Consider the following 25,107-nt stretch of genomic DNA (forward strand, 5'->3'; position numbering starts at 1 on the left):
TTTCTTTAGAATAAGATGGATATTATATCCAATTATTATTCTTGCAGCGGTTATCAAACTGCCTTACTTTTATGAAAGCAAATCAGTCTATTACATTCAAAGTGTTAGCTCAATTACAACTCTCGGGTTCTTTACGATTACTATATTCGGTAATATTATCTTACTGTCATATTTGTATTTAAAGTATCGAAACACGGGAAACCACGTATCTACTATAATAAAGACAATATGGTTTTCTTTATCATTTTCATTTCTTCCTGTTATTCTACTATCTTTTCTACCCCAAATCTTTATGCAAGATGTTATCATAGACGCCGTATACACCAGTTGGTTTCTATTATTTTTCCCGGCATCCTTCGCTTACCTGATTGCGTCTGATCAGCTATATGACATCGGTCTGGTGTTCCGCCGTTTCTTATTTGGCTGTATTCTCGCCGTGGTTCCATCCGCATTATTAACCGGTTTATTCACCTTTTCCTTCTATCGCATCGTCCTAAAAGAGCAAGTGATCTTCCTCTTTTTTTCTTGTGTCCTTACGCTTTCGTTTATGCTCTATTTCACAGAAAACCTTGTCACCCGGCTAGAGACGCTGTTCTTCCCCCGGCGAGCCATGCTCAAAACGTCGCTGAAGAAAATCTCCAAAAACCTGAGTACCGTTTCCACAATGCGGGACTTGAAGGATATTTTCCTGAATGATATGGTCCAAACCTTGGAGGTCCGTGGCGGCGCTATAGTATTCCGTTATCCGGACAGTGTCGAGATTCTGTCTGCCGGAGAGGTGGACGAAGTCCAGGTGAAGGAGCTGCTTGCTGCAGGGACGCTCCTCCAGGATGACCGGTATACCTGCAAGGAGATCAGCCATACGGAGGATAGCACCAGTTATCTGGTGATGACACGAAAACGCACCAATGTGCTGCTCAGCAAGGAGGAACGCCACTGGCTGGGGCTCATTACCTCCTATCTGGAGGTCTGTATGGAGAATGTCCATCTGATCCGGACGTTGACCAATCAGCTTCAGGACTTGTCCACCAAGTTTTCCAATAGCGCGTCAGCCGAGGAGTTCCAGTGGTTTCGCAAGGTGATGTTCGAATTGCAGGAAGAGGAGAGGATCCGTATCGCAGCAGATCTCCATGATACCACTATGCAGGATTTATTCTTTCTGAAACGACGCTTCGCCGCCCTGATGGAGCGGTTCGCCATGAACCCGGAGGAGAAGCAAAACCTGGATAACATTCTGAAGTTTGTGGATTTGATCAACGCCAGCCTCCGCCAAAGCTGCTTCGAGCTGAACCCCCATCTCCTCCGGGAGATCGGGCTGGTGCGCACCTTGAATCAATATTTGGAGAAGGAAACCTACACCACCCCCTTCAAAATTCTGTTCGACGCGGAGGATGGTGTGGAACGGGTAGAGTTGGAAACCCCGACCACCAAGAAGCATATTCTGCGGATTGTGCAGGAGCTGTTGAACAATGCCAAGAAGCATTCCGAAGCATCTGTGGTTAGCTTCCGTTTTTCCATGGAGGGGGACCGGTATCTGCTGGTGTATGAGGATAATGGGGTTGGCATCGGGGCCGAAACGAAGGAAACGCGCAGAATCGGGGAATCGGGGATTGGTTTGGAGCAAATGAAGGGCCGGGTGCTGCTTTTGCAAGGCTCCTTCGACGTGACGACTCTCCCCCAAGGCGGTACAAGCATCACCATTGTGATTCCGGTGCAGGAGGAAACCGAACCGAAGGCGGTACAACCGCCGCATTTGCGGTTGGTGTAAGCGGACAGTCGCTTGCGGGGATGGAACAGCATTCTAACGGCGGTGAGAGACGCTATTAGGTCGAAAATGCACCCTCCGGAATTCTAACGGCGGTGAGCGACGTTATTCCAGGGAAATCGCAGCAAACTGGGGACTTTTTCCGGAAATAAGGTCTCTGGCCGCCGTTAGAATTTCCCAACCCCGTTTTTCGCCTAAATAAGGGCCGTAGCTTCCGTTAGCGTCGGCAACCACGGAGGCCGTGCCGCACACGCATCCCCAGCATCCGCAACCACAGAATCCGCGCTGCACCGGCATCCCCAGCCACACCCAAACAAGAAAAAATCCCACCCTCGATCACTCGCGCCTCTAGTTGGCAAATGATCGGGTGGGACCTTCTATGGATAAAATCGGCCATTCGCTCCTCAATTTGACGAAAAACCGTAAAACACGCTGCTCTGTTTGGACTTAACCGGCATTACCCAACGTATGATCCCGGGGGAGCATCAGCTTCTTCATATGCTCACCGATTCCGCGGCACTCATATCCGGGGGCGATATAGATCTCCAGATCCTGCACATGGCCGGGACCTTCGATCCGGCTGCCGATTCCAACCAGATGGCCGCAATCATAAGCGGCGATCATACCGGCGGTATCCGCATCCTGCTCATTCCACCCGTCTTGGGGCTGCCCGGTGAGGCTGCTGAAAAACGCTGCCAGCTCTTCCTGCTCGGGAACTCCAACCTGAAGGGCTATCTTCACCTGCGTTCACTTCCTCAATCCGTCTTTCTGTATATAAATATACACCGACATGTATTTTTATGCAAGTGTTTTTTGAGTTTTCCCCAAAAAAATATCCGGCCCTAATCGGACCGGCATTCTGGTTATTGTTTCTCCAATTCCTTACGGATGAACTCCAGGAAGCGGGCAGCCTCCTCCCGGCTTAATTCCCGGTTCCCGTCCTTAAACGCAAACTGCTCAAGTACGACCTCGTCCGGCAAATGAAGCTTGTTTCTTAATTCCTGTACCTCTCCGGAACATCTGCATATCATCTTCATAACCGGATCACCCCCATATCCAAGAAAGCGCTTATATATCTATTTTACACCTTTTTCGACATTTTAAATAGTCACCGGGAGTTCAAAACAGTATTAATTCCTCCGTGGACTCAAGCGGGCGGTAACAATGAACCGCTCCGGCGCCGGGCCGACGAAATAGAACGGGTAACAGGTGATAAGCCGCAGAACCGAAAACTCCTCCTCCGGGAAGGAATACGCCGCCGTTTCCCGTACTACCTCCACCGTCTCTACTGTATACGTATACATCCCCGACCCGGTCTCCACTTGAATCTCATCACCCGGCTCCGTTTGGTTCAACACTCGGAACACCGTATCCCGATGTCCGCTGATCACACTGTTCCCCGGCTCCCCCGGGAGAGCCCCGTGCGGGTCAAGTCCCGCCCCTTTATTCAGAATATCCGCCCCGATGCCTGCAAAAAAAGGAACGCGCCTGTCTGTCTTAGGAAAATGGAGCACACCCAGCACCGCCTCCTTCTGCCGGGCTTCAGCGGCAAGCGAGGACGAAGCAGGCACCGCGGCTGTCTCAAAAACGCCGGACTGGGGCAGAAGATTCCCCTGCCTGTCCGGAGAGGCGCCGGCCAGGAAAGCATCCTGGAAAACCGGATGCCTCCTGTCCCATTCCCTCAGCACCGCCTGCTCGGCCTGGCTGCCCTTCAAGATCTGCAGCCCGGCATAGCCCCATCCGGCAGCGGACACACAGAGGATGACCCAGACGGCAAAGGTAGATTTTTTTCTCATGGCGTTATTCCTTCCGCCGTCTCCACAGCACTACAGCGCAGCAGAGGATGGAGAGTGTACATATCACAAGCAGGTTATACCAAGGGGTTGCTGTATCCGGAAGGGTGTATGGTTTTGCGGACGCCTGCCGGGCAACGTCTTGGCTGCCTTCTGCCGGGGGCTCCGCCAGTTCGCCATTCCCTGCCGCCGGTACAGGCTCATCCTCGATAGTCACCTCTTCGCCCCCTCCTCCCAATGCCAGGCCGTTAGCGGAGGGCAGCGGCGAAATGGTAGACGCCGGAGTTGCTCCCGGTACTGCGGTGGTTCCGGATCCGCCCGGGGATAGCGGAGACGGACCGCCCGAGACAGTAGGTACAGGCCCCTTTGAATCGGTTGGGGCCACACTCGGAGAAACCGGCGGACCGGGCGTAGCTGAAGCAGCAGGTGTATTCTCCGGCTCATCGGTAGGTCCGGGTGTAGGCGTAGCCCCTGATGTGGACCCCGGAGTGGAGGTTGGCGCTGAGCTTGGAGCTATAGAAGGGTCAGGCCCCGGTTCATCAGGCGCTGCTTTGGCGGCAAACTCCAGCACGGTCACGACCGCTTTGTCCTGATATTCATTGCCTGCTTCTGCAGGAAAAAACGCGGTTACCACAAGCTTATCCTCTGCCTCCGCTGCCAGGCTTCCCGTTCCCAGCTGGCCCGCCATTCCGCTCAGCTTGCCTGTATACAGGAGCTGCCCAGGGCTTTCCAGCGTCACCTCCAGCAGCTTATAGAAGCTCTCATCCCCGTGGTCGAACCGGGAATGGATACTATAATCCACCTTGCGGCGGCTGGTGTTCTTGATAACCAATTCAACGGAGAGCTGGTCTCCCGGTTTCAGATTGTGGAAGACCAGCTCTCTTTCGGGTGTGGTGCTCAGGCTAAGCCGCACGGTTTCCGCCGCTCTGCTGCTTTGGGCTTGCCATCCCATTCCACCGGCGATTACGAGCACACACAGGAAGGCAAATACCAGCCGGTACCGTATCATGCCGTCGGAAATTCACCCCTTTTCCGTTTATAATGGATTTTGCTGCTGCAAAACCTATAGCACTTCAGAATGTAACGGAACTTAGAGACCCTTAAGCCGGGAAAATCAACCGTTTGGAATTTTAACGGAACTCAAAGACTCTTATCGGGCCAAATGTGGCTGAAGGAAGCCGATTTTCCTTTGTAACGGCTTCTCAGTTCCGTTAGACGCGAAACCGGGCCATTTTCCCCCTCTAAGCGTCTCGTGGTTCCGTTACTCCCCCAACAAGAAAGAGAGTGGAGATCGAAGCTCCACTCTCCGCCCTCCGTTTTGTTAATCCACTACGGGGGTTACATACTTGCCGGGATCGCTGTACGGTACCGTCAGCTTATCGGGCTGGGAGCTTCCATCCGCCGAACCTTGGACACCGTTATTGATTCTGCCGTTCCCGTTGGGGGAATCCAGCTTCATGCCGTCCCACTGGGTGGCTTCCAGATTGAAGGCGAATTTAATGCTGTCGCCCTGGAATTTATTCTGCAGGTATTCCCCCGGCTTCAGCGGGTTTATGGTGCTGTCCTGCTTGAATTTGATCTCTATAAACACATCATCCGTATCCACCGTGGGATCCACAGGCAAACCACGGTTTGCCACTCCTCCGGGAGCGACCGTCAGGGGAGCCAGATTGATTTTGCCATTGGTGAGGTACTTGCTCTGCACCTTGCCGCCCAGATTATTGCCCACCAGATCAGCCAGGGTGAGCGTTGCGCCGTCCACCTTCACATTGCCCCGGGGCTCCCATCTGTCCGACTCCGTATCCACCTGCATGAAGTTCACCTCGAATTGGGAGAGGAATTCCTCTGCGGTGGAAAGCAGGGTCCCGTCTACAAAATCCGAAGCTGTCGTGGTCAGCAGCACCTCCTTAATCGCCAGGGAGCCTCCGTTGGTTAAGGAGAAAATCCGCTGCACGCTGTCCCCCGGCTTCATGTTAGACAGGTCGAAGTTGATCGGCTGCGACTTGGAATTGGCCACCACCTTCAAATCCAGCGTACCGGAGGCAAAGCTGTTGTTGATGGTTGCCGTGTCATTGAAATAAGCGTATGTACCTCCCCCGATCATAGAGAACCCCAAAGCCCCCGTTGCCATACTCATCAGCAATTGTTTCTTGATCCCCATTTGCCCTTCTCCTCCCAGAAAATGAACTCAATTGTATTGGAATCCTACTCAAACGAGTAAGAGCATCCACTTCGTTACCCTACCGGAGGGACTTCCTTATGGGAGGGCAGCTCGAGACTTTTCAGGCCTTTCCAGATGTTCAGAATGGAGTAGCCCAAGAGCAGAAGACCGGGAAGGATCATCATCAGCGCCGTACCGGACTTGGAGCGGGCAAAATCCAGGAAATATCCGGCATAGGGAACAGTAAATCCGGAATAAACCGCCGTCACATTATCCGACAGCACCGGCTCCGGGTCAGGTCCGTCATTGTTGTCACCTTTGGTGACATATTGGGTTTGGCCGGTAACCAGAGGGACCGCCTTCACGATCCGGTGGGTGACCAGAATGGTAGCCGCATTCTTCACTTGGCGGAAGGTAATAATCTGGCCTTCCCGGAGCTGGGTCATATCTCCACCCGGTTTAACGGCAATGATGGAGCCTGTTTGGATCTTGGGCTCCATGGAGCCGGAAAGGACGGTTTTCAACTGATGCCCCAGGATCATTGGCTCTCCTCCGGCGGATCTGGATAATAATGTAACCGTTATCATAAAAAACAGCAGCAATGCCAACAAGCAGGTAATACCTCGGCTTAACCATTTCATCAGGGGTTACGCTCCTTCGGGAATTTGGGATGGGGATGGGAATTCGGATACAGGCAGATCATTTGTATAGACGCTTTCCGTCACTGACGCAGGCGGCAAAATGGGAGTGTCGGAACAATAAACGGGAAGGGACGGATAACCATCAAGCAGGCCCGGCTCATACACGGAGACGGAGACGGCTTCCGGTTCGCCTAGGTTAGCAGGTATGAAGGTACAGCCTGGTCCCGCTTTGGAAGCCATACCGTATACTGCAGGAAACACGGCTCCGGCCGACAAGGTTCCCGAGATGGAGTGGACGCTGCTGTATTGGGAATAGGTAGGATGAACCACAGCATCCAAAGCCAGCACTGTGAAGGTCATACATAAGGAGGACAGGACCAGTGACCGGGGGGCCATTCTTCGGAGGGAACTGTGCCTCCTAGCCCTTTTTTGACGCATAGGACTCCTCCTTTCCTTACTTGTCAGACACGGTTTGAACGTTCTCAAAACAGAACACTTCTATACTATATAGCAAGGGTTTTTGGTTTAAAAGCGCTAAAAATCAATGCTGTACCATTTTTATCTTCATTTATCTCATGAAATCTCATTCAATCAACCATTCTCTCATCATTGTCCATAAAAAGCCATTCGTCATTTGTTCTGTGTGAAGAACGAAAAAGGACAGCATCCGCGTTTCGAATGCTGTCCGAATCCTTTGGGGTCAGTCGAATATTCCCATACTGATATACCGTTCGCCCGTGTCCGGGGCAATACACAGGACCCTCTGGCCTGGGTCAAGCCTTGCCGCCTCCTGCAGGGCCGTCCACACCGAGGCTCCGGCGGAGGGGCCTACCAGAATCCCTTCCTCCGCTGCCAGCCGCCGCACGGTTCTGATGGCGTCTTCGTCCTCCACCTGTACAATCCGGTCATAAACCTTTGTATTCAGAACCGCCGGAATAAATCCAGGGCTGGTACCCACCAGCTTATGCGGGCCAGGGACACCGCCGGAGAGAACCGGGGAGCCCTTAGGCTCCACCACCACGATCTTGATGCCCGGCAGCCGCGCCTTCAGCACCTCTCCCGTTCCGGTGATGGTTCCTCCCGTTCCTGCCGTAGCCACAAATACGTCCAGCCTGCCCTCCGTCTGCCGGAGAATTTCCTCCGCGGTGGTCAGACGGTGGATGTCGGGATTGGCCGGATTTTCGAACTGCTGGGGAATGTAGCTTCCCGGAATATCTGCAGCCAGCTCCAGCGCCTTCTTCACCGCGCCGGACATTCTTTCCGCAGCGGGGGTCAGCACCACCTCTGCGCCATAAGCGCGGAGCAGCTGAATCCGTTCCTTGGTCATGTTGTCGGGCATCACCAGAATGGCCCGGTAACCCTTGGCCGCTGCATTCATCGCCAAGCCGATGCCAGTGTTGCCGCTGGTCGGTTCAATGATAGTTCCGCCGGGCTGGAGCCGTCCTTCCGCTTCCGCCCTGGCGATCATATACCAGGCCGCCCGGTCCTTCACGCTGCCGCTGGGATTAAAGGCCTCCAGCTTAACATAAACCTCGGCTCCCCCTGCCGGAGCCAGCCGGTTCAGGCGCACCGCAGGCGTATTGCCGATAAGCTCGGTGATGCTGTTCACGATTCGGGCCATGGGTTCACCGCCACCTTTTTTCCCCATTGTCCTCTCTTGCCCTGTGTTTTGTCAATTCAACAAGCCTATCCGGCATTGCTTCGGGCTGCCTCTGCAGGAGCCTTCAGAAAATCCCGCATCAGGAACCACGTTAAGAGAGGGGAGCTGCCGATTGCCAGCATCAGCACATTAATGGCCAGGGTTGTCGGTGAAAACGAGACCGTAATCAGAAATGCCAGAGTCCCCAACAGGCGGCCCACATTTAACCCCAGCTCCCGCAGAACGACAAATTCCTCCCGCCGGCTGACACAATCCGGGTCTTTGCCGATCAGGTCGAAGGAAGTGGAGGTTACGGGAACCGTGTAAAAAGGGATAAACAGCGCTGTGCCGATACCGAATATCAACAGCGTCACATACTCCACCTTCCAGAAAAACGGAAGAATCACCAGTGTCAAACCCAGCACGGCCAGCAGCATGCCGCGCTTTCGGTGCCTGGGCTTGTAGAAGCGGCCCGCCATATAGAAGCTGACCAGCCCCGCGGCGGATGTAATCAAGGCAAATTTGCCCAGACTGTACTCATTCCCGGTGCTGATATACACCAGAATGCCAATCAGAAAGCCAAACACTCCTTCACGGATGCCTTGCCCCAGCATAGCCAGGAACATTTTTTTCCAAACTCCGTTTTTTCTGCGCACATACTTGGGGGTGAACGCCCAGTCATAACGCCCTTCCCCCTTGCGCTTTGCCAGGAAAAAGCTGGCGATTCCCCCGCATACAAACACGGCAAGAGACAGGGTAAAGATCAGGCGGTAGCCGGTTTCATGGGTCATCCGGGAGATCAGAAAGCCGGAGAGCCACGGAGCCAGCATACCGGAGCCCGAGCCCAATAAACCGGCCACCCCGTTAAACCGGTCCCGGCTGTCCGGGTCCGTCACCTCGAAGTAAACCACATTGAAGGAAAGCCAAAACAGCCCAGACCCTAAGCCGTGCACCAGCCCCAGGAGCCATACCATATTAGCGGCGAATTCCCCTAACAGCAGCACAATGGCATAGAAAGCGGCAGAAACCAGCACCCCTGCCCGCAGGGCGTTCATTTTGTTATGCTCCTTGACCCATTTGCCCATCAGCCAGAAGGTGACGGCCATCGACACCTGCTGCACCGCCGAAAACCAGCCCAGAAGCGAAAAGTTATGCGCCGCCTTCCACAGGTAAACATGAACGAAGGTGCCGGACAGCGCATTGCCGGCTGTGAACAGCCCATGCACCGCAAGCAGAAGCCAGGTCTGGCTGCTTAACGGGGTTTTGGACCGGGGCCGCTCCCCACCGTCTTGCTGCCCGCTGGCTGCAAATTCGCCGGCTTGTGTGCCTTCCCCCTTGGGAAAGCCTGTGGAGAGGGGCGGCATCAGCCGGGATTTGACTCGCGAAGACATTCCATCACCTCTTGCATACCGTTATATACCGAACCCTTATACTGTGCCCTCTCCGGGCCGGGGTTAACCGCCTTTTTCCCGGCTAACGGACCGACGAGTCCTTATTTCGCGGATTCCGCCTCTTTTTCACTTTTGCCGGACTCAGAAGCTCTTATTTGTCCATTGCCCCTCCCAATCCGGCATTTTTCCGGCAGGCAAGGCTGGACAGGCTGAGAAGGCTGGGCGCTGGGCAGGTGGAGAAGGCAGGGCAGGCGGATAACGTGATGCAAATCCCAAAACCCGGCACGGCACCACCGGTCAAAATGCGAAAAAGACCTGTCCCCTAGAGGGCAACAGGTCTTCATATTTCGGTCAAGTCAACAAGCAGATTAGTCCTTGGCTCCGGGAACAAAAATCTGCATCATTTCTTCCTTGGTTTGTTTGGTCAGATATTCGTCGGTCTTAAAGCAGGACGGACAAACGAACACATCCACTGCATACGGCTCCGGCAGGAACGGCATACCCAGCGGCGCCGGGGATACCGGCTTGAACTCGCTGCTGCCTACTACACGGACCCCTGCATGCAGCATCAGCTCATGGCAGTTGGGGCATTCCGGCGCTAACTCCTGCTGGTCCATAACGGCAATAACCCGCTCGGCATAATCATCCGGCAAGGGATCAACCGTGTAGTCATCCAGCAGATCATCCACTTCCAGCTCATCATCGTCTTCATCGTGTTGATGGTGATGATGGGTATGGCCGGAGTGGTCATGCTCATGGCGGTCGGGCTCTTCCAGAGAAAGCTCCCCGTCCTCCTGGTTAATCTTCAGCTTCAACGAGCGGTAGCCGCCCAATTCATTCAAGCAATGGGGACAGGTATCCTCCGGCCCGAATTCCGGGTCCCATACAATCTCTGTCTGGCACCACGGGCATATTTGCGAACGTTCAGTAGAATCCATAATTCACCTTGACCTCCTTCTCACATTACCATAATAGATGCCAAGGGCAAAAAACACAAATCGGCGAAGCCGGTTAAGGACTTCCCGCCCCTTCTAGATCACACTGGCTCCGATAATATACGACAGGGAAACGGACAGCACCATGGAAATCAGACCGATGGCTTTATTGTCCTTACCGATCTCCTCATCGATGTTGAAATTCGGGGTCAGGAACTCAAAAATAAAATAAGCAGCCAGCAGAATCACATACCCGAAGGTGGCCCATCCCAAGGAAGTCAACAGGGTATCCTCCTGCTGGATTGCGAAACGGAAGATGTTGCAAATACCGAAAATTTTACCGCTGGTGGCCATAGCCACTGCCATATTGCCCCGTTTGATCTCATTCCACACGCTGTACCGGGTAACCGCTTCAAATATGGCCAAAAACAAAATTAGCGCAACCAGCGCAACCGATATAAAAGCGAGGGTTTCCAGATAAGGGTTCGCTAGGAGACGGTCCACCTCGTGATTCATCATCCCTTCCTCCTAATTGTACGCATAGGCCAAACACCGGAAGAGACCGGGGACAATTGCTCCCCAGTCTCCTTCGTGTATATGAATGGTTTATTGCTGTTCTTTCTTGGCGGCAAGCTGGGCCTTCATGGCTGCCAGCTCGTCGTCTACACCGCTTCCTGCGCCCAAGGAATCCAGTTCGTCATCCAAAGATTTGTTGGAGCCGCGAAGCTCGCTGCTTGCTTTGGCCTCGGCTTCCATCTGGAGCACCTTCTCGCTCATCCGGTCGAAGCCCTTAGCCGCATTGTCGGAGCCGAAGCCGGACATGGCCTGGTTGATTTGCTTCTGGGCCTTGGCCGCTTCCGCACGGGCGATCAGGAGATCCTTCTTGTTCTTCAGCTTGTTGTATTCGTCCTTCATCTCCGCCAATTGGGAGCGAAGCTGGTCGGCATTGGTCTTCGCAGTGGTATATTGGATCTTCAGCTCGTCGAAACGGTTCTGATGCTCCTTCTTGTCCTCCAGCGCGCGGCGGGCCAAATCCTCGTTGCCTTGCTCCAAGGCTTTCATCGCCTGCTCGGTACGCTTCTGAACCATATCCTCGGCTTCATCAACCTGCTGCTTAAATTTCATCTCGATGGCGATTTGCTTGGCTACGCCGGATTCAGCTTCTTGAATATCCTCTTCCATGTCCCGCAGGAACTGGTTCAGCATTTTCACCGGATCCTCAGCTTTGTCCAGCAGATCATTGATAGATGCCATCGTCAAGTCACGCAATCTTTTAAAAACTCCCATTGTTAAATTCCTCCCGTTTATTAGTGGTGATGATGTATTGGTCAAGTGATTGTCTTTATACCTGATTCATACGAGGGATCAAGGGAGGAGGTTTCATTCTGCTCCAAAAAAATTATTGCAGCTCCACCACCGTCACGCCTGCGCCGCCTTCACCGTAGTTGCCCAACCGGTAGCTCTTCACATGCTTGTGGCGGCGGAGATAGTCGGATATCCCTGTACGCAGGACACCGGTGCCCTTGCCGTGGATGATGTAGACCTGGCCCAGATTGGACAGGAAGCTCTCGTCTAAGAAACGGTCCACCTCCATCAGGGATTCCTCCAGATTCTGTCCGCGCAGATCCAGCTCCATCCGCACATTGTCATCCCGGGTGCGCTTCACGCCGGGTGCCACACGCTGGGCAGGAACCTTGGCTTCGGGTTTGGAGGCTACCAGCTGCAGATCCTTGCGGGCCACCTTCATCTTCATAATGCCCAGCTGCACCATCGCTTCGCTGGATCCGGACCATTCCACCAGATGGCCCTTCTGGTTGAGGCTGGTGACCAGCACCTCGTCGCCCGGCTCGATGACCTCGGCTTTTTTGGGGCTGGAGGCGGTTTTCTTCAGCTTATCCGTAAGCTGGGGAGCGGCCAGATCCATCCGGCGCCGCGCTTCGATCAGCTTATGCTCCTTGATGGAGCCCCGCTCCTCCAAGGCCATACGGCGCAGGTCGGCAATAACCTCCTCCGCTTCCTTCCGGGCTTTGGCTACCGCATTGGCGGCGTCCTGCTCGGCCTTCAAAAGCAGCTTCTCCCGCTGCTCGTCGAATTTCCGGCGTTCCTCCTCCAGCTTCAGCTTGGTGGCTTCCACCTCGCGGCGGAGCTCCTCGGCGGTATTGCGCTCGGCTTCCGCCGAGAGGCGGTTCTCCTCCAGGGTGGCGATCATGGACTCCACCCGCTGGTCCTCCTCGCCCACCTGCTGGCGGGCATGGTCGATAATCCGCCGGGACAAGCCCAGCCGCTCGGCAATGGCGAAGGCATTGGAGCGCCCCGGAACCCCTACCAGCAGCCGGTAAGTAGGCGACAGCGTTTGGATATCAAATTCCATACTGGCGTTGATGACACCCTTGCGGTCGTAGGCATAGGCCTTCAGTTCGCTGTAGTGGGTAGTGGCCACCATCCGGCAGCCCATCTGGTGAATATGCTCCAGAATGGAGATAGCCAGCGCAGAGCCCTCCGCAGGGTCCGTTCCGGCGCCCAGCTCGTCGAAGAGAACGAGGCTTTTGGGCGTCATGTTCCGGAGGATACTGATAATATTGGTCATATGGCTGGAAAAGGTGGACAGATTCTGCTCGATGCTCTGTTCATCCCCGATATCCGCGTAGATGGCGTCGAACACACACAGCTGGCTGCCATCCTCCGCCGGCACGAACAGCCCGGACATGGCCATCAGGCTCAGCAGGCCGATGGTTTTCAGCGTGACGGTTTTACCGCCGGTATTGGGACCGGTAATGATAATGGTGGAATATTTATTGCCCAGCTCCACGTCCAGCGGCACAACCACATCCCGGGACAGAAGGGGATGGCGTCCTTTTTTAATTTTGAGGAAGCCGCGGTCATTCATCATGGGGAGAGTGGCTTTCATTTCACGGGCGGTGGAGGCCTTGGCAAAAATAAAATCCAGCTCCGCCAGCAGCTCCAGATTGCCGTTCAGTTGATCGGAAAATTCGGCAACAAGGGCGGACAGCAGCCGGAGAACCTTCTCCACCTCGGCCTCTTCCTTCAGCTTCAGCTCCCGCAAACGGTTATTCATCTGGACAACGGATTCGGGTTCAATGAAGAGCGTCGCCCCCGAAGCGGACTGGTCATGGATTAATCCGCCAAAATGGCCCCGGTATTCCTGCTTCACCGGAATAACATACCGGTCATTGCGGATGGTGACCAGAGAGTCCTGCAGCATTTTGGCAATGGACGGGGTCCGTACCATCTGCTCCAGCTTCTCCCGCACCTTGCCCTCTCCCGCACGCAGCTCGGACCGGACCTTGCCCAACTCCGGACTGGCTTGGTCCAGTACATGGGCATTTTCGTCGATACAGTTCCTGATCTTGTCCTCCAGCGCCTTATTGTCCTGAAGCAGCTCCGCCAGCTCGGCCAAAAGCGGCACAGGGCTTTCCTCATGGATATCCAGAAGAAATCTCCTCAGACGCCGGCCGCCCAGGAGGGTGCCGCCGATATCATTCAACTCCACCGGATTCAGCATGCCGCCGATTCTTGCCCGGTGCAGGGGCTGACGCACATCCCGGATGCCGCCGAAGGGGGCGCCGCCCTTAAGACGGTCCACCTTAAAGGCCTCATCGGTGGCCTGAAGCCGCTTCTTGCATTCATTCAGCTCCGCGGCAGGACCAAGGGCCTCCGCCAATTCCTTGCCCAGGCTGGTGGAGGCATGTCTGATTACAATTTGAATCACTTTTGTATATTCCAGTGTCTGCAATATTTTCAAGTTCACAGGTGTACCCTCTTCCTTAAGCCGTTAGCGTTCTTAAACGTTAAATCGTTCATTATCCCCCCTATTATATCCAATGCGCCGTCCGGACGCTATCGGAGAGAATTGTTTTAGCCATAGTCAGCACAGCCGCGGCTGCATCAGGTGAGAATATCTGGTTCTGATAAACCTGTTGCACCGCGGGCAACCTAACCATACCCGAACAGGGAGCAAGCACAAGAAAGACCACAAGGAGGAATGAACCATGCACTTTTTATCTACCGTTGTCCGGTTCATTGTAGCCGCGCTGGTGTTGATTGTAACCAGTTGGCTTGTGCCCGGCTTTAGTGTCGGCGGCTTTTGGAGCGCCTTGTTTTTGGCGGTAGTCATCGCGGTGGTGGCCTGGATTATCGAAGGCATCTTCGGCCGTAAGATCAACCCGTTCGGCCGGGGCATCGTCGGTTTTCTGACCAGCGCACTGGTGATCTGGTTCAGCCAGTTTATCGTCAACAACGTGGACGTCACCATTATCGGCGCCATCCTGGCGGCATTGGTCATTGGGATCATCGACCTGTTTGTTCCGGTCAGCACCCCCTTCGACGCAACCGGCAAGGATAAGGAACGTGTGAAATAATCTGGCTCTACTCAAAACAGGCACCATACAGGTAAAAGCGGGCTGCAGCGGAACCTTGGTTCCTGTTGCGGCCTGCAGCTGTGTGGTCTTGCCATTCACCGCATGGCCTCGTGTTCACAACTTCTTCACGCGGAAAAAATGCTTTTCCCCGGAGATTCAAGTATCATATGTATTGCAGACCGAACCAAATACCTGCCGGGAGGGCTAGCATGAAAAAGTTGTGGATTTGTACAGGCCTTATCGCCCTTATACTGGGATTGTCCGCCTGCGGCACCAAAACTGGTGAATCCGCAGCCTCGGCTTCCCCGGGCACACAGGATGCGGCCAACGCTCAGAAGGTTACCATTGTGGCCTCCAACTGGAAGTTCGACAAGGCTGAATACCGGGTCAAAAAAGGCCAGCCTGTTTCCCTGACGCTGAAGAATGAACAAGGTGTCCATGGCCTTGAGGTGGAGAAGCTGAACGTAAAGCTGGACAACAAAACCAAAACCAAGGTGTTCACGCCGGATAAAGCCGGCAGATACAATATTGTGTGCACGATCCCCTGCGGCACCGATCATCTGAAGATGAAGGCCGTGCTGGTTGTAGAGGAATAAGATATAGAGCCGTTGGAATCACCTTATACGACGCAAACAGGAGCTTCCCGGACCCCAGAGGTCTTACGGAAGCTCCTTCATTTTGGCAAACCACAGGGAAACCTGCTGCATGGACCACTCCGCCGCCCTGGAGCCCTCCAGCAGATGCTGCACCGGCTCATTGGGGAGCACCGCCATCACCTGAATGGCCACTGCGGCAAGCACCGCCGCCTCGGCCAGTCCCAAAATCCCGCCGGACCAGCGGTTGATGAGATTGAGACCCGGCACCTTGGCCAGGACATTCAACAGATGGCCCGCGGCGGTCAGAACCAGCTTCACGCCGAACACAATTACCGCGAAGGAAACCGCCCCGATGACATATTGGTCCAGCCGGAGCCCCTTCAGCCAGGTGGAATAGCTGCTGCTGTCCACCCAGACCTCCACCGGCAGCAGGCGGCCTACATAAGGGGCCAGATCATCATAAAACAGGTATGCGGCAATCCAGGCCACCACCAGGCTCAGGAAGGACACTAATTGAAGAATAAAGCCGCGGCGGTATCCCAAAATAAAAGCCAACAGCCCCAGCACCAGGACAGCAAGATCCAGCTTGTTCATCGCCACGCCGCCTACTCCTTTTCCAGGACCAGCTCAAGCCATTCGTTGTATTCCTTCTTCAGCTTCTCGTATTCTTCCTTGAGGTTCTCATGCTCGGCCTTCAAGGTTTGATCCTGCTCCTGGCGGCCTGCGTCCTTCTCCTTCAGCAGTGCTACCTCCCGCCGCAGGGCATCTGCTTCCTCAGCCAGCCTCCGGCTGGTTTCCTCAGCCTGCTCCCGCTCCTGAGCAGCCCGCTTCAGCTCCTCGTCCTTCCGGATGGTATCCAGACGCCGCCGGGCCTCGGATTCCTCCAGCATGCCCAAAATCTCCTCATCCCGCTGATCCCGGGCTTCCTTCAGCTTGTCTTCCCAAGCCAGGTCCGCCTCCTGGAGCTTTTCTTCCCAGGCTTGGCCGGCTTGCAGCAGCTTCTGCTCCCACGTATGCTCCAGCTCCCCGCGCTCCTCTTCCCATGTGCGACGGGCTTCCGCAAGCTTCTCGTTCCAGGTGCCGTGTGAAGCCTCCAGGAGAGTCTGCCATTCCTTCTCCTTGCCCGCCAGCTTATCCTGCCAATGGGTATCGCGGGCTGCCAGCTGCTCCTTCGCGGCGGCCTCTTGGGATGCAAGTTGCTCCTTCATGGCGGCCTCTTGGGATGCAAGCTGCTCCTTCACCGCAGTCTCACGGGCTGCCAGGCGGTTCTGCCATTCCGCTTCCTTATCCTCCAGGCGGCCCTTCCATTCGGCTTCCTGCACCTCCAGTTGGTTCAGGAAGTCTTCATCCTTCGCATCCAAACGGACCTGCCACTCCGCTTCCTGAGCCTTCAGGCGTTCCTTGTATTCCGCTTCCAGAACAGCGCGGCGGTTATTCCAGACGGCCTTCTGGGACTCCAGCTCATCCTTCCAAATGGCATCCTGGGTATCCAGCTGTTCCTTCCAGGAGGTTTCCTGCTCCAATAGCTTGGCTTCCGCCGCGGCCGCCGTTTCCTGGTAGCCCAGCTCCCGCTCATCCCAGGCCGCTTGCCAGTTGCGGTCGCACTCCTCCAGCTTGGTGTTCAAGGTCCGGCTGGTTTCCTCGAGACGTGTCTTCCAGTCGGTCTCCGATTGTTCGAATTTCATCTCGGCCGCCTGCAGCTGCTCCTGTGCGTCAGCCTGCTCCTTCTGCAGCCGGGCTTCCCAGCCGGATTCCAGCTCCTTCAGCTTGGCCTGATAAACCGCCTCAGCCTTCTCCAGACGCTCCTGCCAGCTGCGGATTTCTCCGTCCAGGAGCTCCTCCCACTGCTTCTCGGCGGTTTCCCGCTCGCTGCCATGCTGGTCCTTCGCCTCCTGCAGCCGGGTCTCCCACAGCTCCTCCAGCGCCTTCATCTCATCCGCATGCAGCTGCTTCAGCTCCTCCAGCTGGCGGGCGTAGAGAACCTCCCTCGCTTCCGCTTGGCTGTGCAGCTGGCTGATCTCCCCGGTGTAGCGGGATTCCAGCTGAGCTTTTTCGGCAGTGGCCTTCTGCTCCTCCTCCAGCTTCACAGCGGCTATGGAATCCTTCAGCTTCACGGCTGCCTCCTGGACTTGAAGCTGGAGGTTCTTCAACTGGAGCTCCAGAGCACCCTTGGCTTCCTCCGCCGCCTTGCGGTCCTTCTTCATCTGCTCTAGCTCGGTCTGGCTGGCCTGAAGCTCCTCGATCTCCTTGCGGGAGCGGGTCAAATCCTCCCACACCTTCTCCAGCTCGCTGCGGATCTGGTAGAACTCGTCCGCCATGTTCACGGCCGCCAATACAGCGATCCGGGGCGTATCGTAACGCCCGTTGGAATCGGCGATCCGGTGCATGTGGTCATTCACATGGGCTGCCACCATCTTCATGTAGCTGGGGGTCGTTTTACCTACCATTTTGTAGGGTGTACCAAATATATCAACGGTGATACGGTTTTTTTCGGCTCCGTCCATCGTGGGGTCCTCCTTAGGGTATAGAGCAATTCGGGATGAAAGATCCGGAAAAACAGGAAAAAGGCCGGACTTATCGTCTATTACACTTCGATAAGACCGGACCGATTTCCTTCCTGCTATAAAATTTCGCTGACCACGGATAAAATAACCCTGCCTCAAGGCCCTTGCCAGCAATAGCGGAAGCCTTCTTCCGCTATTGCTGGTGTGCGGTTTCCCACTTTCGATATAACAGAAGCGGTTTTCCGCTAACGTCATAAATCCGGAGGGTTCACAGGGAGAAAGGAGGCATTAACGGAAAGGAATTTCCGTTATTCCGGTGGTAAAGCCGCCAGATGGCGCAATAGCGGAAAATAGGTTCCGCTAAAGTTGGCGGGCCGATTAACGGAGTCAACCTTTTATCCCGGGCTAGCCATCTGCTCCTCCCCGGAACTGCCCACCCCTCCAGCCATTAGCCGAAGCAGCTCCGGCGCCTTGTACCCGTTACTTCCGCAGCTCGGCCCCGAAGCCTGTTTCCAATGCGGTGAGCACCGCTGTATAAGCGGCGGTGATTTCCTCTTCCGTCAGGGTGCGCTCCGCATGGCGGAATACCATGGACAAGGCGATGCTCTTTTTGTCCAGGCCCAGGCGTTCGCCGGTGTACAGGTCGAATACCTGCACGGATTCCAGCAATTCGCCGCCGATTTCCCGAATCTTGGCCATCAGCTCGCCTGCGGTCACACTCCGGTTCACCACTACCGCCACGTCACGGGCCACGGAGGGGTAACGGGGGATCGGGCTGTAGACGATGGTGAAATCGGCATACTGGGAGATGGTATCCAACTCCAGCTCGGCGATATACGTGTCGTCCAGATCCCACTCCTTAGCCAATGCGGGATGGAGCTGACCCACAGTGCCCAGCACCTTTTCCCCGTCCGGGGTAGCCAGCGCCAGCTCTGCCGTCCGTCCCGGATGGTAACCCGCCGGGGAAGCGGAGCGCCAGACCACGGCTTCCGCCAGACCCAAGCCGGACAGCCAGCCCTCCAGCAGACCCTTCAGATCGTAGAAGTCCACCTTCTCCGGCTTGCCGGTCCAGGACAGGGCCGTCCGGTTCCCGGTCCACAGTGCGGACAGAAGCATACGCTCCACAGGCTGGGCCTTCAGTTCCTTTTCGTCAGCCAGGAAAACCTTGCCGATTTCAAATACCGCCACATCATCCTGCTTCCGGTTCCGGTTGTACACCGCCGTATCCAGCAGATGCGGGAGCAGGCTGGTGCGCAGTACGCTGCGTTCCTCGCTCATGGGCAGGGCCAATGCTACAGGCACCGCATCCGCATACCGTCCGGGGAAACGGGCGATTTTGTCCGGGTGGGTGAAGGTGTAGGTGATAGCTTCCTGCAAACCAGCTGCAGACAAAGCCTGGCGGGTGTAACGGCGGATTTTCTGCCCCTTGTCCAGGGAGCCCGGTGTAGTCACGCCGGTAATTGGCGTTGCGGGAATATGGTCATAGCCGTAAAGCCGGGCCACTTCCTCGATGAGATCCACGTCACGGGTTATATCTCCCCGGCGCTGGGGAACAGTCACCCGCAGCAGCTCGCCGTCGGCGCTGTACGGGAAGCCCAGGCGTTCGAAGATACTCTTCACATCGTCCAGAGCCAGCGCCATGCCCAGATAGCCGTTGATTTTGGATAAGGTAATGTCTACCACTGCAGGGGCGAACTCCTGGGTGCGGGCTTCCACCACTCCCTTGGCGCAGGTCCCGCCGCCCAAGACGCAGATCAATCCGGCCGCCCGGTCCAAGGCCGGAATTACAAACTCGGGATTCACGCCCTTCTCGAAGCGGATGGAGGCTTCCGAACGGAGGCCCAGCTGCTTGGAGGTTTTCCGGACACTGCTGCCTGCGAACTTGGCGGACTCCAGGATAATCCGGGTGGTGCCCGCATGAACCTCGGAATTGGCGCCGCCCATCACACCGGCAATCCCTACAGCAGTGCCTTCACCGTCGGTAATGAGCAGCATGGTTTCCGCCAGCTCCCGGTCCTGGTCGTCCAGGGTGATGAGGCGTTCACCGGCACGGGCCAGACGGACATCGATATGGCCGCCGGCCACACGGTCCGCATCAAAGGCGTGAAGCGGCTGACCGTATTCCAGCATCACATAGTTAGTGATGTCCACAATGTTGTTGATGGGGCGCACGCCTGCCGCCATCAGGCGGTTTTGCAGCCACAGCGGGGAATTGCCCACGGTGACGCCTTCGATCAGCCGGGCGGAATAATGGAGGCATTCCTCTGGCGCGCTGATGGTGACCTTCAAGGAGGCTTGCGCTTCCGCTGCGGATTCCGTCAGTCCTTCATTGGCATCCGGCAGCTTCACGGGACGGCCCAGAATGGCGCCGATCTCGTATGCGGCTCCCAGCATACTGAGGCAGTCGGAACGGTTGGGTGTCAGATCCAGGTCCAACACCTTGTCCTCGATGGCCAGCACTTCCAGGATGTCCGTGCCAACAGGAGTTTCCTCCGGCAGCACCAGAATGCCCTCCTGAATATCCTTCGGCAGGAGCTTGTCATTCAGCCCCAGCTCCTTGGCGGAGCAGATCATGCCCATAGACTCCACACCGCGCAGCTTGGCGCGTTTGATCTGGAAATCCCCGGGAAGCTTGGCGCCGACCACGGCTACAGGCACCTTTTGACCGGCGGCCACATTCTTCGCCCCGCACACAATCTGCAGGTTCTCTTCTCTGCCTACATCCACGGTACATACGGACAGCTTATCCGCATCGGGATGCTTCACCCGTTCCACCACATAGCCGACCACAACGCCGGTAACCCCCAGATTGCGGTTCTCCGCGCCGTCCACCTCGATGCCGCTTCTGGTCAGCTTCTCTGCCAGCTCTTCGGCTGTATATCCGCTCACGTCCACATATTGGGACAGCCATTGATACGATACGTTCATTCTGCTCGCTCCCTTCCTAGATCCGACCGAACTGGCGCAGGAAGCGCAGATCGTTGGTATACAAATGACGGATATCATCTATGCCGTACTTCAACAATGCAATCCGCTCCGGTCCCATCCCGAAAGCAAATCCCCTGTAGACGGCAGGGTCATAGCCACCCATCTCCAGTACCCGGGGATGCACCATACCGGCACCCAGGATTTCAATCCAGCCGGATTGTTTGCACATCCGGCAGCCGTCGCCGCCGCATTGGTAGCAGCTGATGTCCACCTCTACGCTGGGTTCGGTGAACGGGAAGAAGCTGGGACGCAGGCGGACATTCACATCAGGCCCAAACATTTCCCGGGCGAACTGGAGCAGCGTTCCCTTCAGATCGCTCATACGGATGCCCTTATCCACTACCAGACCTTCGATCTGGGTGAACTGGTGGGAGTGCGTTACATCATCCTCGTCCCTCCGGTAAACCTTGCCCGGGCATATAACCTTTACTGGTACTTCGCCCTTCATAAGCTCCATGGTCCGAACTTGTACCGGCGACGTTTGGGTGCGAAGCAGAATATCCTCGGTAATATAGAAGGAATCCTGCATATCCCGGGCCGGGTGGTTCTTGGGCAGGTTCAGGGCTTCGAAGTTATAATAGTCCGTTTCCACCTCCGGCCCCTCCGCCACCTTATAACCCATCCCCAGGAAAATGTCCTCAATGTCCTGGATAACCTTGCTGATGGGGTGGATGGTTCCCTCCGGGTGTTTGCGGCCCGGCAGGGTAACGTCAATGGTTTCCCCGGACAGCCGGCTGTCGGTAGCTGCCTGCTCCAGCACCTCGGTTTTGCGGTTCAAGATTCCTTCAATGGCGCTTCTCACATCATTGGCCACCTGCCCGATCACCGGGCGCTCCTCGGCGCTCAAGGCGCCCATGCCCCGCAGAATTTCCGTCAGCGGGCCTTTTTTGCCGAGATACTTGATCTTCAGCTCATTCAACGCCTGCAGCCCGCCTGCGTTCTCCAGCTCTTCCAACGCAGCCTTCTTCAGCGCCTCCAGTTTTTCCTTCATGCGAATCCCTCCATCAATCTGGTTCTGTGCCCCCGAATTTCGAAAAACAAAAAAAGCCCCTCATCCCGTAGCAAGGGACGAAGCAGCCGTGGTACCACCCTTATTAGACGCAAACGCGGCGGCAGCATAGCAGCCGGGGCGTTCCTGCTCCTGCCGGTATAGGCCGGAGAACAGACGCATCTCACTCGTATTCGATGTATCGGATCGATTCCGGTCCACTCTACTGGAAACGGGAGAACTGCCCGCTGGTTCAAGGGACTGCTCGGGAGCGAACTTCAGCGGTTCCATCACGCGGGGGCGCTCTCAATCTCCGGCGCTCCCTCCCTGTACGGCGGTTACTCGCTTACTCTTCTCCGTCAATGCATTCATGCCATATGAATTTACCGTTTATTATATGCAATGCGCGGCCGGGATGCAAGCCCGGAGTTTGTAACGCACCCTCAACTATATTGTGCATCCACAGGTTATGTATTATGATGAGGATAATTATATCATATATATGTTTATGAATCACATATGTGATTTCATTTGAAGGGATGATTGCTCCTATGTCCGTAAAATCCGCAGAGCGTGTTCTCCGGGTGTTTGAATTATTGGCACAGCATGGTGCCTCCGGCCTCACCGTCAAGGAAATCAGTGAGGCTCTCTCCTTTCCCCAGAGCAGCACAACCAATCTGATCAGCACCCTTTATGAGGAAGGGTATCTGGAAATCCAGCCCTCCAAAAGGTACAAGCTGGGGGCCAAGCTCATTCAACTGGGCAGCTCGGCCAGGGAATCGCTGGATATTGCCGCAATCGGTGCCCCTTATCTTGCCGGGCTTATGGAGTTAACGGAGGAAACGGTATTTATGGCGGTGCTGGCAGGTGACGAGCTGGTGTACGCAGCCAAAATCGACAATAACCGCTCCATTCGCACCACTGCCCGGACTGGCGGCCGCAAGCCCCTGTATTGCACCGGACTGGGCAAGGCATTCCTGGCTTTTATGCCGGATGCAGAGAGCAAGGCCCTCCTGGACTCCATTGAGCTGACGCCCATCACGGCAAACACCATTACCGTCCGCGACGAGCTGGATACCCAGCTTGGGCTTTACCGGGAGCAGGGTTATGCCATCGACAACGAGGAGAATGAAGAGGGTCTGTACTGCCTGGCCGCCCCCGTATACGAAAGCGGCGGACGGATTGAAGGCGCCATAAGTGTCGCCGGACCCAAAGAGAGAATGCTGCGGCGCAAGGACAGCATTGTGGAGCAGCTGCTTCAAACAGCCGGGCAAATTTCGGCGCGTCTGGGCGGCTGATCCTTCCCAGTCGAATCGGCTTTCCCCGTCAGGTCAAATTCGAACAACCAAGCGGAGGCGGATACATATGGATGTCGTAAGCATCGGAGAAACCATGGTGCTGTTTACTCCCCGGGAGCAGGGCCAGATGAGATACAGCAGAAGCTACACCTCCCGGATTGCAGGAGCGGAGACCAACACCCTTATCGGATTGGCGAAGCTCGGTCACCGCACCGGATGGATCAGCCAGGTTGGGCAGGACGAATTCGGAGCCCAGATTATGGCCGCCGTCCGCGGGGAGGGGGTGGATACCAGCCAGACAGCTGTCCATCCCTCTGCTCCTACAGGAGTATTTTATAAGGAGCGCCTCCAGGAAGTCTCCGTTCGAGTCTATTATTACCGGCAGGGCTCAGCCGCCAGCTTGCTGGTGCCGGAGAGCATTGATGAGAACTATATCGCCCGTGCCAAATATTTGTACCTGACGGGGATTACACCGGCCCTTAGCCCAAACTGCCGGGAGGCCGTGTTTCATGCCATCGGGCTGGCGCGCAAGCATGGCGTCCAGGTGGTGTTCGATCCGAATCTGCGGCGAAAGCTGTGGAGTGACGAAGAGGCCCGGGAGGTGTTGACCCGGCTTTGCGGGATGGCCGATTTGGTGCTGGCCGGCATCAGCGAAGGAACCTTTCTGTTTGGGGACGGGGAAGGGAATGAGGATGGGGATGGGAAAAAATCTTCAGGGTCGTATTTGGCCGAACGGTTTTTGCAGCTGGGCTGCAAAGCCGCCATCCTGAAGCTGGGCGCGGAGGGCGCTTATTACGCCACAGGAATGGAGCAAAAGCTGGTGCCCGGCTTTAAGGTGGATCATGTTGCAGATCCTGTAGGAGCAGGGGACGGCTTCGCCGCAGGCGTGCTCTCCGGCCTGCTAGACGGACTGCCTCTGGAGGAAGCCGTCCGCAGAGGCTGTGCCATCGGTGCCGCCGTAGTCACGGTTAACGGCGACATTGAGGGACTGCCGGACAGAGAGCTGCTGGCCGCCTTTATGAGCGGCAGAGGCGAGGATGTGGCCAGGTAAGCTCTTTGCATGAACAAGTAGGATGCATGGAAGAAAAGCGGGAAGGGGAGGCGAGGCGAATGCAGGTGGCGTTCCATACGGCAGAGGATTTAAGCGCAGCCGTGGAGCATGTGTTCCGCGAGCTGCCGGTGCTGCTTTATCACAAGCTGGATTCGGTGGCGCCGTACACCGGCTTTCAAAGCCACAACGGGATTGAGATGTACTTCATAGAAAGCGGCAGCGGCGTGTATCTGGCGGGAGACCGAGCCTACCCCTTATCTCCCGGCACCCTGATGATTGTCCGCCCCTTCACCCTGCACAAGGTGCTGCAAACAGACGGTGTATTTAATATTTGCCGCAGCGTGCTGATGTGGAAGGAATCACTCCTGAAGGAGCATTGGCCGTCACAGGAGCCCTATCCCCTCACCCATATGAGCGCGGATTGCTGCCGAATCCAGTTTGCTCCCCCTGAAGCAGAACGGGTCAGCGGCATTTACCGGAGCCTGCAGGAGGAATGGAGCGGACGGCGGTCCGGCTTCGTCCAGATTATGGGCTGTCTCATCAAAGAGCTTCTGCTGTTGGCCTACCGCAGCTATAAAGAAGAAGACCAGCTTCACCCCGCGCCGAAGCTCCCTGATCTGCCGGAGGAAATATCCACTCTCGTGCAATACATCGGGGAGCATTTCCAGAGCGAATTGACTCTGGATGCGCTGGGTGAGCGAGTCCACATGAATCCCTCCTACCTGAGCAGCCTGTTTCACAAGCATATGGGGATGACCCTCTCCCGCTTCATCACCGTCAAGCGTCTGCATTACGCCAAGAAGCTCTTGCGGGAGAGTGCCTTATCGGTCACCGATATCGCCTACCAGTCCGGCTTTAACCACCATACCTACTTCAACCGGATGTTCAAAAAACAGGAGCGGCTCTCTCCTCTGGCATACCGGAAGAATGTTGAAAGAAGCCTGCCCGGGACCAAAAGGCAGTAACCCGTGGCTTAAC

General features: G+C 55.8%; 23 protein-coding genes. 6 read left to right on the forward strand and 17 right to left on the reverse strand.

Going from position 1 to position 25,107, the window contains the following annotated elements; translation table 11 throughout:
* The first annotated feature begins 610 nt into the window (after window positions 1-610).
* A complete protein-coding gene (locus tag ACI1P1_RS04875; protein ID WP_416215254.1) occupies window positions 611-1,768 on the forward strand; it encodes a sensor histidine kinase in 1,158 nt (385 codons plus the stop codon).
* A 444-nt stretch (window positions 1,769-2,212) separates the two neighbouring features.
* Here ACI1P1_RS04875 and ACI1P1_RS04880 read toward each other — a convergent pair whose 3' ends face one another.
* From ACI1P1_RS04880 to ACI1P1_RS04940, 13 genes are all read right to left on the reverse strand, one after another.
* A complete protein-coding gene (locus ACI1P1_RS04880; RefSeq protein ID WP_416215255.1) occupies window positions 2,213-2,506 on the reverse strand; it encodes a hypothetical protein in 294 nt (97 codons plus the stop codon).
* A gap of 122 nt (window positions 2,507-2,628) precedes the next feature.
* Window positions 2,629-2,802 carry a hypothetical protein gene (locus ACI1P1_RS04885; protein ID WP_416215256.1) on the reverse strand — a complete coding sequence of 58 codons (174 nt, stop codon included), beginning with the start codon at window positions 2,800-2,802 and terminating at the stop codon, window positions 2,629-2,631.
* A 93-nt stretch (window positions 2,803-2,895) separates the two neighbouring features.
* The gene (locus ACI1P1_RS04890; protein ID WP_416215257.1) at window positions 2,896-3,561 is read right to left on the reverse strand and encodes a class D sortase; all 666 of its coding nucleotides are present in this window, start codon (window positions 3,559-3,561) and stop codon (window positions 2,896-2,898) included.
* A 4-nt stretch (window positions 3,562-3,565) separates the two neighbouring features.
* On the reverse strand, window positions 3,566-4,567 hold the full coding sequence (locus ACI1P1_RS04895; protein ID WP_416215258.1) for a hypothetical protein: 1,002 nt from the start codon (window positions 4,565-4,567) through the stop codon (window positions 3,566-3,568).
* A gap of 312 nt (window positions 4,568-4,879) precedes the next feature.
* Window positions 4,880-5,719 carry a TasA family protein gene (locus ACI1P1_RS04900; RefSeq protein WP_416215259.1) on the reverse strand — a complete coding sequence of 280 codons (840 nt, stop codon included), beginning with the start codon at window positions 5,717-5,719 and terminating at the stop codon, window positions 4,880-4,882.
* A gap of 74 nt (window positions 5,720-5,793) precedes the next feature.
* The gene (gene sipW, locus ACI1P1_RS04905; protein ID WP_416215260.1) at window positions 5,794-6,360 is read right to left on the reverse strand and encodes a signal peptidase I SipW; all 567 of its coding nucleotides are present in this window, start codon (window positions 6,358-6,360) and stop codon (window positions 5,794-5,796) included.
* Window positions 6,361-6,366: 6 nt separating this feature from the next.
* Window positions 6,367-6,798 (reverse strand): hypothetical protein, encoded by a 432-nt coding sequence (locus ACI1P1_RS04910; RefSeq protein WP_416215261.1) that lies wholly within the window; start codon window positions 6,796-6,798, stop codon window positions 6,367-6,369.
* A 262-nt stretch (window positions 6,799-7,060) separates the two neighbouring features.
* The gene (gene cysK / locus ACI1P1_RS04915; protein ID WP_416215262.1) at window positions 7,061-7,981 is read right to left on the reverse strand and encodes a cysteine synthase A; all 921 of its coding nucleotides are present in this window, start codon (window positions 7,979-7,981) and stop codon (window positions 7,061-7,063) included.
* 65 nt (window positions 7,982-8,046) lie between these two features.
* Window positions 8,047-9,390, reverse strand: a complete 1,344-nt coding sequence (locus ACI1P1_RS04920) for an MFS transporter (RefSeq protein WP_416215263.1) — start codon at window positions 9,388-9,390, stop codon at window positions 8,047-8,049.
* Window positions 9,391-9,758: 368 nt separating this feature from the next.
* Window positions 9,759-10,328: a hypothetical protein gene (locus ACI1P1_RS04925; protein WP_416215264.1), complete on the reverse strand. Its 570-nt coding sequence runs from the start codon at window positions 10,326-10,328 to the stop codon at window positions 9,759-9,761.
* A gap of 93 nt (window positions 10,329-10,421) precedes the next feature.
* Window positions 10,422-10,841 carry a DUF350 domain-containing protein gene (locus tag ACI1P1_RS04930; RefSeq protein ID WP_416215585.1) on the reverse strand — a complete coding sequence of 140 codons (420 nt, stop codon included), beginning with the start codon at window positions 10,839-10,841 and terminating at the stop codon, window positions 10,422-10,424.
* A gap of 90 nt (window positions 10,842-10,931) precedes the next feature.
* The gene (locus tag ACI1P1_RS04935; RefSeq protein WP_416215265.1) at window positions 10,932-11,612 is read right to left on the reverse strand and encodes a PspA/IM30 family protein; all 681 of its coding nucleotides are present in this window, start codon (window positions 11,610-11,612) and stop codon (window positions 10,932-10,934) included.
* Between the two features lie 112 nt (window positions 11,613-11,724).
* Window positions 11,725-14,094 carry an endonuclease MutS2 gene (locus tag ACI1P1_RS04940; RefSeq protein WP_416215266.1) on the reverse strand — a complete coding sequence of 790 codons (2,370 nt, stop codon included), beginning with the start codon at window positions 14,092-14,094 and terminating at the stop codon, window positions 11,725-11,727.
* Window positions 14,095-14,335: 241 nt separating this feature from the next.
* Here ACI1P1_RS04940 and ACI1P1_RS04945 point away from each other — a divergent pair, with 241 nt between their 5' ends.
* Window positions 14,336-14,704: a phage holin family protein gene (locus ACI1P1_RS04945; RefSeq protein ID WP_416215267.1), complete on the forward strand. Its 369-nt coding sequence runs from the start codon at window positions 14,336-14,338 to the stop codon at window positions 14,702-14,704.
* Between the two features lie 209 nt (window positions 14,705-14,913).
* Window positions 14,914-15,300: a cupredoxin domain-containing protein gene (locus ACI1P1_RS04950; protein WP_416215268.1), complete on the forward strand. Its 387-nt coding sequence runs from the start codon at window positions 14,914-14,916 to the stop codon at window positions 15,298-15,300.
* Window positions 15,301-15,363: 63 nt separating this feature from the next.
* Here the strand turns inward: ACI1P1_RS04950 and ACI1P1_RS04955 are convergent, their stop codons facing one another.
* The 4 genes from ACI1P1_RS04955 to pheS all read right to left on the reverse strand — a co-directional run bounded on the left by ACI1P1_RS04955 (window position 15,364) and on the right by pheS (window position 21,783).
* The gene (locus ACI1P1_RS04955; protein WP_416215586.1) at window positions 15,364-15,894 is read right to left on the reverse strand and encodes a CvpA family protein; all 531 of its coding nucleotides are present in this window, start codon (window positions 15,892-15,894) and stop codon (window positions 15,364-15,366) included.
* Between the two features lie 11 nt (window positions 15,895-15,905).
* Entirely contained in the window at window positions 15,906-17,804 is a 1,899-nt protein-coding gene (gene zapA, locus ACI1P1_RS04960) for a cell division protein ZapA (protein ID WP_416215269.1), read from the reverse strand.
* 480 nt (window positions 17,805-18,284) lie between these two features.
* On the reverse strand, window positions 18,285-20,732 hold the full coding sequence (gene pheT, locus ACI1P1_RS04965; protein ID WP_416215270.1) for a phenylalanine--tRNA ligase subunit beta: 2,448 nt from the start codon (window positions 20,730-20,732) through the stop codon (window positions 18,285-18,287).
* A gap of 16 nt (window positions 20,733-20,748) precedes the next feature.
* A complete protein-coding gene (gene pheS, locus ACI1P1_RS04970) occupies window positions 20,749-21,783 on the reverse strand; it encodes a phenylalanine--tRNA ligase subunit alpha (RefSeq protein ID WP_416215271.1) in 1,035 nt (344 codons plus the stop codon).
* A 548-nt stretch (window positions 21,784-22,331) separates the two neighbouring features.
* Here pheS and ACI1P1_RS04975 point away from each other — a divergent pair.
* The 3 genes from ACI1P1_RS04975 to ACI1P1_RS04985 all read left to right on the forward strand — a co-directional run bounded on the left by ACI1P1_RS04975 (window position 22,332) and on the right by ACI1P1_RS04985 (window position 25,094).
* The gene (locus ACI1P1_RS04975) at window positions 22,332-23,078 is read left to right on the forward strand and encodes an IclR family transcriptional regulator (protein ID WP_416215272.1); all 747 of its coding nucleotides are present in this window, start codon (window positions 22,332-22,334) and stop codon (window positions 23,076-23,078) included.
* A 67-nt stretch (window positions 23,079-23,145) separates the two neighbouring features.
* Window positions 23,146-24,129, forward strand: a complete 984-nt coding sequence (locus ACI1P1_RS04980) for a sugar kinase (protein ID WP_416215273.1) — start codon at window positions 23,146-23,148, stop codon at window positions 24,127-24,129.
* Window positions 24,130-24,188: 59 nt separating this feature from the next.
* On the forward strand, window positions 24,189-25,094 hold the full coding sequence (locus ACI1P1_RS04985; RefSeq protein ID WP_416215274.1) for an AraC family transcriptional regulator: 906 nt from the start codon (window positions 24,189-24,191) through the stop codon (window positions 25,092-25,094).
* The last annotated feature ends 13 nt before the right edge of the window (window positions 25,095-25,107 follow it).

This window comes from Paenibacillus mesotrionivorans (genome assembly GCF_046098205.1).
Taxonomy (GTDB): Bacteria; Bacillota; Bacilli; order Paenibacillales; family NBRC-103111; genus Paenibacillus_AR; species Paenibacillus_AR mesotrionivorans.